At 64.8% G+C, this 10,214-nt stretch carries 9 protein-coding genes and 4 pseudogenes; 6 read left to right on the top strand and 7 right to left on the bottom strand.

Features of this window, described 5'->3' with window-relative positions:
- A partial coding sequence (locus ABD810_RS10970) for a WD40 repeat domain-containing protein (protein ID WP_425566876.1) occupies positions 1-420 on the top strand: 420 nt, incomplete at its 5' end.
- A gap of 103 nt (positions 421-523) precedes the next feature.
- Here ABD810_RS10970 and ABD810_RS10965 read toward each other — a convergent pair.
- From ABD810_RS10965 to ABD810_RS10935, 7 genes and pseudogenes are all read right to left on the bottom strand, one after another.
- Positions 524-912: pseudogene (locus tag ABD810_RS10965) on the bottom strand (Tn3 family transposase); the annotation flags it as partial.
- Complete coding sequence (locus tag ABD810_RS10960) at positions 867-2,708, bottom strand: DUF4158 domain-containing protein (RefSeq protein WP_344937522.1); 1,842 nt, start codon at positions 2,706-2,708, stop codon at positions 867-869. The gene ABD810_RS10960 and the pseudogene ABD810_RS10965, both read right to left, overlap by 46 nt.
- A gap of 86 nt (positions 2,709-2,794) precedes the next feature.
- Positions 2,795-3,181: pseudogene (locus ABD810_RS10955) on the bottom strand (IS21 family transposase); the annotation flags it as partial.
- 439 nt (positions 3,182-3,620) lie between these two features.
- The gene (locus ABD810_RS10950; RefSeq protein WP_344937519.1) at positions 3,621-3,764 is read right to left on the bottom strand and encodes a hypothetical protein; all 144 of its coding nucleotides are present in this window, start codon (positions 3,762-3,764) and stop codon (positions 3,621-3,623) included.
- On the bottom strand, positions 3,761-4,105 hold the full coding sequence (locus ABD810_RS10945) for a hypothetical protein (protein WP_344937517.1): 345 nt from the start codon (positions 4,103-4,105) through the stop codon (positions 3,761-3,763). The genes ABD810_RS10950 and ABD810_RS10945 overlap by 4 nt, the downstream gene beginning before the upstream one ends.
- Complete coding sequence (locus ABD810_RS10940; protein WP_344937514.1) at positions 4,045-4,878, bottom strand: helix-turn-helix domain-containing protein; 834 nt, start codon at positions 4,876-4,878, stop codon at positions 4,045-4,047. The genes ABD810_RS10945 and ABD810_RS10940 overlap by 61 nt, the downstream gene beginning before the upstream one ends.
- 135 nt (positions 4,879-5,013) lie before the next feature.
- Positions 5,014-5,295, bottom strand: a pseudogene (locus ABD810_RS10935) (transposase); the annotation flags it as partial.
- A gap of 278 nt (positions 5,296-5,573) precedes the next feature.
- Here ABD810_RS10935 and ABD810_RS10930 point away from each other — a divergent pair.
- The 5 genes and pseudogenes from ABD810_RS10930 to ABD810_RS10910 all read left to right on the top strand — a co-directional run bounded on the left by ABD810_RS10930 (position 5,574) and on the right by ABD810_RS10910 (position 10,197).
- On the top strand, positions 5,574-5,879 hold the full coding sequence (locus tag ABD810_RS10930) for a hypothetical protein (protein ID WP_344937512.1): 306 nt from the start codon (positions 5,574-5,576) through the stop codon (positions 5,877-5,879).
- 69 nt (positions 5,880-5,948) lie between these two features.
- Positions 5,949-6,846, top strand: a pseudogene (locus ABD810_RS10925) (IS5 family transposase).
- Positions 6,847-7,602: 756 nt separating this feature from the next.
- Positions 7,603-9,054 carry a S1 family peptidase gene (locus ABD810_RS10920; protein WP_344937510.1) on the top strand — a complete coding sequence of 484 codons (1,452 nt, stop codon included), beginning with the start codon at positions 7,603-7,605 and terminating at the stop codon, positions 9,052-9,054.
- Positions 9,055-9,321: 267 nt separating this feature from the next.
- Positions 9,322-9,645 (top strand): hypothetical protein, encoded by a 324-nt coding sequence (locus ABD810_RS10915; RefSeq protein ID WP_344937508.1) that lies wholly within the window; start codon positions 9,322-9,324, stop codon positions 9,643-9,645.
- Between the two features lie 261 nt (positions 9,646-9,906).
- On the top strand, positions 9,907-10,197 hold the full coding sequence (locus ABD810_RS10910; protein ID WP_344937505.1) for a hypothetical protein: 291 nt from the start codon (positions 9,907-9,909) through the stop codon (positions 10,195-10,197).
- Positions 10,198-10,214: the final 17 nt, after the last annotated feature.

Below are 10,214 nucleotides of genomic sequence, written 5' to 3'. Positions count from 1 at the left end.
ACCGTACGGCTCTGGGACGCAGCGACCCGCCAGCCGATCGGCAAGCCCCTGACCGGCCATATCGGCCCAGTACTATCAGTGGTCTTCTCCCCGGACGCGAGGCGACTGGCCACCGGCAGCACCGACAACACCGTACGGCTCTGGGACGCAGCGACCCACCAGCCAATCGGACAGCCAGAGCCCTTCAGCGGCAATGGCATCGCCCAGGTCGCGTTCAGTCCTGACGGCCGCTCCATTGTCACCGTAGGCAATAGCCCGGCTGACAAGCCCAGCACGCTGCGACTGCTGAACCTCCCGGGCTCCACCACAGTCACCGAATTGCTCAACACCATCTGCATTAGGGCGGACCGCGACCTCACCCCCGCAGAGTGGGCCTACTACGTCCCCGATCTTCCGTACCAGCGCACCTGCCCGGATTGAGGACACTCAGACCGCGCAGGGTACTTCGGACATTCGTGCAAATGACCTTCCGTGAAGCGACCTGGCCTCGTGCCCTCGCAGACCTCCAGCCTGGCCGAATTGTTCAGTCCTCCTGGTCGAGGTCGGTGTGGAAGGGGCGCAGCCCGGCGGCCAGGTCGGCGCGGGTGAAGGCGTAACGGCCCAGGAATTGATGTGGTCGTACTGGATCGGCGACAACCGGGCGCACATCTCATCCGTGGCGGGGAAGCCCTGGGCGCGCAAGTCCTTCACGGCGGCGTCCAGGTAGAGGCTGTTCCACCAGACGACCGCGTTCAAGGCCAGGCCGAGCGTGCCGAGCTGGTCTTCCATGCCCTCCCGGTAGCGCTGGCGCAACTGCCCCCGGTTGCCGAAGGCGATCTTGCGGGCCAGCCGGTGCCGCGCCTCCTGCACGTTCAACTGGGTGCCGATCATCCGCCGGTAGCCGGAATCGGAGATGTACTGCAGCAGGTGCAGGACGGGGACGTTCGGTTTCTCGATCGGGACCAGGCCGACGTTGCACGCCTCGGCGACGACCAGTGCGCACAAGCTGGTGGCGAAGTCCTCCATGGGCGAGTCCGCGCCAGAGATGTGGGTGAAGTGTGCGGTCGAAGACCTCCAGCAGCAGTTCGGGGAAGTCCACCCGGGGCAGCATAGCGTCGACCAGGGTGCGGAACTCCTTCATCAGCGGCGGCTCCTCGGCGGCGCCGAGTTTCTCGACCTGGAGCCTGCCGCCGATGAACTGCACCGCGGTGTTGGCGCCCAGACCGTCCAGAACGCGCACGTAGGCGCCCTCCAGCGCGCTCGCGAGTTCGGCCAGATGCGCGGCCGGTTCGCTCTCCAGCTCCAGCGACGTCAGAACCTTCGCCCGCGCCTGCTCCCACGCCTCTCCCTCCAGCAGGCGGGCCCTCGGATCGCTCCACCGATCCGACCCTTCGGCGAACACATCCCGGCGGCGCAGCGCCTGGTGCAGGTGCATCACCGCGCAGCACGAAGGCCGCCTTGTCGATCTGCCCCGGCGGCAAGTCGGGGTTGCGGTAGACCAGCGGCCGCCACGACCCGGTGATCAGGTGGTCATGGCGGCTGATGTCGCCCGGCCCGTACCGGCGGCGGCGCTTGGCCATCGTCGCGGCCTCCCGCACCATCGCCAGCACCCCAGTACCGGCCTCCACCGTCCGGAACCCGATCACCTCCAGCAGCAGCTCGATGAACCCCTGAACGGTGCGATACCGCTTGACCAGCTCGGCCCGCCACTCAGCCGCCGCGTCGTCATCGGTGACCGGGACGAACGCCGCCACCGTCTCCACCGCCGCCGCCAGCCGCTCACGCGGCACCACCTCCTCGATCGCCTTCCACACCTCCACCAGCGACACCAGCCGATCGGCCGTGGCCTCCGGCGCCGACATCAGCACCTCCACCGCCGAGGCCATCGTCCGCGCCGCCTTGCGCAACTTGGGAAAGGTCCGCAGCTGCTCGGCCTTGCCCGCCCGCTCCGCCCGGGCCAGCGCCGCCATCTTCACCGCCGGCACCGGCTCCACCGGCACCGCCCCCGCACCCAGGGCCCCGATCTCGGCGACCCGGAACAATTCCGCCGTCATCACCCGGCCCGAGGCCTTCCTCGGCGGGGTCCGCAGCCGCTCCAGCTCCGAGGCCCGCCCACCCTCGGGCACCTGGAGCAGCCCAGCCAGCGCCGACCGCAACTGCGGCCCAGTCCGCTCAGCCAGCGTCCGGTACAGCCTCGCGTTCTCCCGGCCGCGTACCTCGCTGATCAGCCGGGTCAGGGTCGTGATCCCGGCGGGCAGCAGAATGCCCGCCCCCAGCATGTGCACCACGGCCCGATCGAACAACGCCCGCGGCCCCTCGACGGTCGACCACACCCGCGCGGCGAGATAATCGCGCACCTCATGCTCATGCTTGGAGAACTCCGCCAGCTGCAGCAGGTCCCGGATCTCCCAGCCATGTTCGTAGGCGGTCTTCGGGCGAGTCAGGTACTCCGGCGCGCAAGCCGGATCGACGTCTAGTTGCGCGGCGACGAACTCCAGAACCTCGGAGGGAACGTCTAGGGGTCCTTCGGTCAGAAAAGTACCGAGCATGCGCACGGTGCCCCACTGCACGGCCCACCCCAGCTTCGCGGCCGGACGGCGCTTACCGGCCAGCACGTCCAACGCTTTAACGTCCAGGCGGAAGAACTGTTCCAGTTCCGCCGCCGACACCTCGCCCCGGAACCGGCGGTAGCGGGCCACTTGCTCATCAGAGAGGAAATCCACAGGCATGAGCAGGGACGTTATGACGGTCAACCAGGGCAAATACCCGCCGTCACCGAATCGTCGTCAAGATCGTGTTCCTACCGCCAAAACCCGTCGATGACCAGCATCTCGCCCGGCGTCCAGATGGTCGGCCGCCGCCCGCGCGGATTCTGTCGACGCCAGGCCTGCTTCGCCTGCGCGACCAGCCGCCGGAAGTTCCGCGCCGACCCGCCATACCCGGCAGCCTGCGCCAAGGGCAGCAGCCGCTTGGCCGAGATCTTCCCGTGCGTCGCGCGGACCTTGTCGGCCACCAGATGGGCGACCGCATCGTAGTTGTGGTTCCGTTGCTTGCGGGGCGGCGTCTTGTCCCCGGCCAGCGCCCGCTCGATGATGCGTTTGGCGGTCTTGTGCGTGGTGCCGCACATCTCAGCGGCCCCACGATAGGTGCCTACCTCGCGGTAGGCAGCGATGATGTCCATGACTTCCCCCGAAGATTTCATGGCCCGGCAGACTCCCTGAGCGATGATCACGTGACTGGCTCGACACCGTCACGATCACCGTTCAGGGGCACACCCCACCCCACGACACACGGACAAGCACACGAGGACGTGGGGACTTAAAACTGGCCACCAGCGGTGACCTCAACCCGGCCACCTGCGGCTACTTTTGCACGGCCACGGACACAGCAGGTGCCCCACGACGGTTGCCCAAGTGCCCCGGTGGCGGCGGTCCTTCACCGGGCATGCCCGGCAGAGCAGGGCAGCGGTACTCCGTTGGCCTTCGGTTGCGCCTGGATCACCGAGTGCTTCCTGGAGGTCGAGGACGCCATGTAGGGCAGCAAGGCCTCCCGGCGCCGATCTCGGTGGGAATTGTCCCTTTGCACGGCCCCACGCGCGGCGGCCGCCCGCGCGGCGCTGGCGGTGGAACTGTGGTGGCGGTTTACAGCTCCAGACAGCTGAGGGCCTTGTGGTAGGCGTACACGCTGGGCGCGGTGTCACCGGCGCGCTCGAGCACCTGCGCGGCGGTAAGCCACATCTGCGCGATTCGCCGACACCGCGGCGCGTGTTCCAGCCAGGCGATCACCGCCGCCACCTCCCGAACGGCCTTTTGCGGCCTGCCGAGTTCGGCCAGCGTGCGGGCGATGAGAAGCGGGCGTCAGCCACCAGGTCCTGCGGCAGCTGCTCCAGGCCATCGGCGATCAGCGCGAGATGGTCCTTGGCCTGCTCGGGACGGTTCAGTGACAGCTCCACGCGCACCAGGTTCATCGCGCAGCGCACCCTGTCCGCGGGGGCGGCCAGGTCGGCTTGGGCTTGCAGCAGGACCTCGCGCAGCGCCGCAGCGTGTTCGGGTGCGGCGGCGAGCATCAACTGGGCGTGGTCGATAGTGGCCGACTGCAGCCGGTTCGGGTCGTCGGCGGTCTGCACCGCGATACCCGCTGGACATGGGCGAGCGCCTCAGGACCGTGCCCGGCCTCCACGGCGAACACCGCGGCCGCCGTATGTGCGGACATCAGCGCCGGCGCGGTGCCCACGTCTTCGGCGGCGGCGACCACCTGCGCGCGCAGCTGTTCCGCCACCAGCAGGTCACCGCGTTCGGTGTAGGCGGTGAGCAACTCACTGCCGAGCTCGACGAGCTCCTCAGTCCAGTGCTGTGAACCGGGCTCCACAATGGCGACGGCGACGTGCACCGCCTGATCCAGATCTCCTTTGCGGCGGTGACACCGGCACAGCACCCCGCTCAGGCGCGTCCACTGCTCCAACGACACCTGCTCGTGTTCACACATCGCGACCAGCACCGCGATGGTCTCATCCAGATCACTCACCGATCGTGCGCAGTCGGCCAGACCCACTGCGACCTGATACTGGATCGCCGGCAGGCTGGCGAGTTCGTATTCAGACAGCAACTGCAAGAAACCGGTCCGGCCCTTGTCCACCTGCCCCTGGGCCAGAGCTGTCCGCGCATTGCGGAGCAGTTCGTCGATCTGCTCAGGGGTCGCCCCATGCAGCAGGTACGACGCCGAGCAGTCCAGTTTCTGCGCGAGCAGCTCCACCACCGCGCGAGGCGGTATCCGCCGCCCTGACTCGATCAACGACACGTAGCTCTCGGACAACTCAGGTTGGGCGAGTCTCAGCTGTGACAGGCCCAGTCTCCGGCGGGCGGTCCTGATACGTGAACCGACCAGGCCTTCAGCAGCCACTCATGCCCCCCTCGACAGATGCCGGACGCTGATCGAGCCCACCTGCGTGCCCGGGTCCCCAGTCCCGGATCCGCTGGTGACCTCGCAGGGCGACCCGTTCGCCGTCATCGACCATGCTAGGCAGTGTCCCGCGGATCATTTGACTGGGTCGCGGAGCCAGATGCGGATCGAGGCGACGTCGATGGTGCCCTGGTAGATGCGTTCTCTCTTGTCGTAGCGCGTGGCGACCGCGCGGGAGTTCTTAAGCTTGTTGAAGCAGCGTTCGACGGTGTTGCGTTCGGTGTAGCGGTCGCGGTCGAACGCTGGTGGCCGGCCTCCGGACGAGCCTCGTCTGCGCCGGTTGGCCTTCTGGTCCTCCTTGACCGGGATGACCGCCTGGATGCCGCGTCTGCGCAGATAGGCCCGGTTAGCGCAAGAGGGCGTCGGCGCTGGCCGCGAGGCGGCCGAGGATGTCGTCGAGTTGAGAACGCCGATGGCATGTGGCGAACCCAGCCGCGATCCGGCGCGCGAAGTGGCTTGACGATCGGGCTCGGCCCGGTCGAAGATGTGCCGCATGAGGATCTACACAAAGGGTCATGCCGCGTAGGCGCCCCGCCGCCATACGGGCGGAACTGCCCCTGCACCCGCGTTCACCGGGTCCTCTCTGGCCCTCGCGGTCGATACTGCCCTTGTCCATATACCGGCAGGTCAGGGCCATGGAGAAGAAGAAGCTGGATAAAGACGCCGTTGAGCGTGCCCTGGGGGCGTGGAAACAACACGCGCGCTGTGCTCCATACGCCTCGCCTGAGTTCATGATGGTGGAGGTCGGCCACAGGTGGGACGACCCGCCGTACACCCGCGACGTGATCGAGGAGGCCGTCCGCGCGCTGCCGCCGAGAGCGGCCGGCGTCCTCGCCGCGGCCGTGCGTCCGATCGACAGGATGGCATTCGCGCGTACGCTGCCCGATCCTTTCGCCGATCCGGGAGGTCCGTGGTGGCACCGCAGGCTGTGGATCCGATGAAGCCGCCAGGCAGCGTCGTAGATCTTGGTTTGGTTTGTCTGGTAGATCAGTTCTGTGGATGAGGAGCGGTTGAAGCGGCACGATCTGACCGATGGTGAATGGGCTCGGTTGGAGGTGTTGCTGCCGTCGATGAGGCCGCGGCGTGGTGGCCGGTGGGCTGATCATCGGATGGTGATCAATGGTGTGTTCTTCCGGACCCGTACGAGCGGTCCTTGGCGTGATCTGCCTGGCTGTTATGGGAACTGGAAGACGGTCTATAACCGGCATCGTCGCTGGTCACTGGACGGGACGTGGGCCAGGATCCTCGATGGGCTGCGGGCCGGGTGTGATGAGGCCGAGGGCAAGGACTGGACGGTGAGTGCGGATTCGACCATCGCTCGTGCGCATCAGCACGCGGCTGGGGCCCGGCGGGCTCCGGCCGCTGATGACCGTGCGGGGGGCTGGATCGAATGACAAGAATTCGGTCGGCCGGGAGGCGTTGGGCCGGTCCCGGGGAGGGCTGAGTACGAAGATTCACCTGGTCGCGGACCGGCGGTGCCGGCCGATCGCCCGGCTGACCAGTCCGGGACAGCACGGTGACTCCCCGCGGTTCATCCCGCTGATGGAGGTTGTTCGTATTCCGCGCCGTGGTCTGGGACGTCCGCGTCGCAGGCCCGGTGCCGTGATGGCCGATAAGGCCTACTCCTCTTGCGCTAACCGGGCCTATCTGCGCAGACGCGGCATCCAGGCGGTCATCCCGGTCAAGGAGGACCAGAAGGCCAACCGGCGCAGACGAGGCTCGTCCGGAGGCCGGCCACCAGCGTTCGACCGCGACCGCTACACCGAACGCAACACCGTCGAACGCTGCTTCAACAAGCTTAAGAACTCCCGCGCGGTCGCCACGCGCTACGACAAGAGAGAACGCATCTACCAGGGCACCATCGACGTCGCCTCGATCCGCATCTGGCTCCGCGACCCAGTCAAATGATCCGCGGGACACTGCCCAGGGCGATCGTCAGGCCCATTCCCACCCTACCTAATGCCGTGACAGGCAAGGTTCGCCCCGTCTGTCAAAGTGCTCGCGTGATTGTCAGGATCCGCGATGCCCAAACCCAGCTCATCGCCGCCGCACGCGCTGCGGCGCAGGCCGGATCCTCGTTGCCGACATCGGGGCGGCGGCCGGGCGCCAGTCGCTCACGGACGAGGGCCGAGGGTCACCGAGTCGGCGGGCGCCCGGCTACACCGCCTCTCAGGCCGCCGAATGGTGCTCACCCCGAGGGATGCGCCGAGTGCGGCGATGAGGAGATCCGCGCCGCGCTCTACCACACGAGCCTCCCGCCGCCCTTACCACGCCGGCACACGGCGGGGCGTTGGCGTTCCCTCGGCGGACGGCCCTGCGGCGTGACCGGGATCGCAAGAAGGGATGGCGTCGATCAGGCACAGAGGCACCCCCACGAAGACTTCTTCGCCATATGCACAGGAAACCGCGGACTATCCCGGCCATGGCCCCTGAAGGACCTCGTCATCACACAGAGTACTAACAGGCATTCCTACAGTGTGCTCAATATTTTCCATTGACAACTGTCGAAAATCTTTCAATGCTGATCTAGCACGCCGCGACCATCAGGTGAAGGTTGTCTCAGCGCGACAGCGCAACGTTTGGCATGGACGCCTCATGCATTTCGGTCCCACGTAATAGGCAACTTCGGGACACCTAATTCCTGATATCAGAAGAAAGGCCTGCATGAAGAGCGGACTAGCATTTGCAGCAGCCCTCACGATCGCCATCCCTCTGAGCCCTGGTTTCGCCTCAGCGCAGACAAGCGTCGCCAAGGATCCGATCGTTCTGTCTCGGGACCAGCAGCCCAGGGCTGAGTATCCCACTTTGGACAAGCTCTCCAAGGAGGCCGAAGCGCAGGGCATCTCTCTGAAGCAAGCCCTTGACAGGCATGCAGCCAAGGAGGTAAAGAACAATCCGCCGTTGCAGAGCCAGATGCCTGACGGCCCTGTCCCCGACCCAACCATTAAGGTCGACGGCATTCCATTCTCTGAACTCATCGATCTCAACCGGTACGCGCAATCAAAAAAGATCTCCCTAGAGGAGGCCATCGAGCGCTACGCCTGGAGCCCTGCGATCAATGCCGTGGCCGCCCAACTGCGCTCGGAGTTCTCCGAAAACTTCGCCGACATCGCCATAGTGAATGAGGGTCACGGAGTCCGTCTCGGCTTCAAGGGCGAGGTGCCAGCCAAGGCGCTCGAACTCGCGAGAACTCTACCGGTAGAAGTAAGGCTCTTCCCTGGACGCGGATTCTCCGAAGCAGAGTTGCAGGCGGCAAAAGAACGGGCAGTTCTCAGCCTCCACCGAAGCGGGAAGGTTGCTTCGATGGTAGGCAAATACAACACCGAAACTGGCGAAGTGAACATCACTGTGAAGTTGAAGGAGAAACCATCCAACGACGCAGCGCGTTCGCGCATGGCCACGTCACTTCAGCCTTCTCCTCCAGATAACCCCATTATCAAGATCAACATTCAGCTCGATGACAACCTACAGCTCGACAAAACCGACCAGTATATTCGTGGCGGCGGGTTACTCAGCGGATCCAACCTTTGCACAAACGGATTTAACGTTATTTCGTCTACCGGCGCCAAGGGCAGCCTCACTGCACGACACTGTGCTGACGGTAGTCAATACTATACATATCGTAACCACCCCAATTACGACACCGACACCACGACGCTGTCGCGATGGTTCCGTGCGGAAGATTACGATCTGGCCAGATACGATAAAAGCAGCACAACGTCAATGACACAAACCCGCACGTTCTACTATGACTGGAACCTCCCCAGATACGCCCATGACGTGGGAACATCGCCCGTCGTCGGACAATTAGTCTGCAAGTTCGGCAGAACCTCAGGCGCCACCTGCGATAACATCACCGACACGAGCGCCGATATCACTGACGAGGACTGGATCACCGATGGCAAGACATACAAGGGAAATATTGTTACCGATGACATAGCGGACCCGGGAGACAGTGGGGGGCCGCTGTACTACGGGAACAGGGCATGGGGGGTCACCTCCGCACAAAGTAACACCCTGTTCGACACTTCGGCGTACTTCGTGGCTGCAGATCGCGTCAACGACTCGACTGGGCTAGGCAGCAACTGGAACATCTGGACATGCTCCACATGCTGAGGCTGATGCCGTCACCCAATAAGCAGGTAAAACACTGCTAATGAGGTAGCGGCTGTGTGAGGGTGGGCGCGGCTAACCCTGCAGGGATAGCCGCGCCCACCCCGTACGTGGTTTAATGATGTGATGCACATAAATAATCAGATAAAGAGATATGCGTGGCTGATCACTTTAGCGTCCTTTTTGATACCTACCGCCAGCTGCTCCAACAGTAAACTAAGCATAGAAGGAAAGGACCCCCTCGTCATCGTCCACAGCTCTTCGATCTCCATGACGGCCATCATCATGGGCACGCTGAAGTATGACGCCCAAAGTAGATGTCTCAGACTGGTGATGCCTGGTCCTGGAGATCCGCAGGCGACACCCGTATGGCCCGAAGGAACTCGGCCTATCATCGATGGCAAGAGACGTGGGGTGGATGTGCCCGGCATAGGTCTTGTATTGGAAGGTGACAAGATCACAGGTGGCGGCGGCGCTTCCACTTGGCGTAAGGATCCACCAGCAGGCATCAAAATTCCCGAGGGGTGCCTGCCGAGCGGTCCGGACGGCACGGTAATCATTATTGGCGAAGTCACTGAGGTCAAACGAGCCTGATAGGAAGCACAACGGGCAGTGCCATAAGGTTTCGATAGTGGAAAGCGATGCCGCGCACATGTGGCTCCCTCCCCTTCGTTCGCCTTGGCGGCGTCATCCCACTGCCGCTGTTCCTTGCTGAGCTCGCGCTTGAGTTGCGTGCGGACTTGCCGGCGTCGACCTCAGCTCGTCGGGTTCGGTAGCACGTACTTCACCCACGTGGTAGTGCGCTTACGTTGTGTAGTTAGCCATGGCCGTCCCCTTTCGGCACATGCACGGGTGATGGCCGAGCCGGTCTACGCCGACCTGCACGCCGCTTTGACCACAGGGCAGCCGCTGATGGGACGGTTCATGGTCGCCGTCGACGACATCGTGCGCGTGCTGGATCCCTCCCGTGGCGAGGACGGCATCCATCGCCTGGCGGTGCTGCGGGCGGTCACCGACTGGAAGCGCCTGGACCTGGCCGGCCCCAACCTCACCACCGCCCTGCTGCGCACGACCAGGGCCCTTACGGCCCGCTTTTGGGCCCGGAAGAAAAAGGAAACTCCGACGAGATACGCGAAGCCGCGTTAGACCGCCGGAGCCGGCCC

Source organism: Sphaerisporangium flaviroseum (assembly GCF_039537005.1).
In the GTDB taxonomy this organism is placed as follows: Bacteria; Actinomycetota; Actinomycetes; order Streptosporangiales; family Streptosporangiaceae; genus Sphaerisporangium; species Sphaerisporangium flaviroseum.
This window is presented reverse-complemented; position numbering and strand designations above follow the sequence as displayed.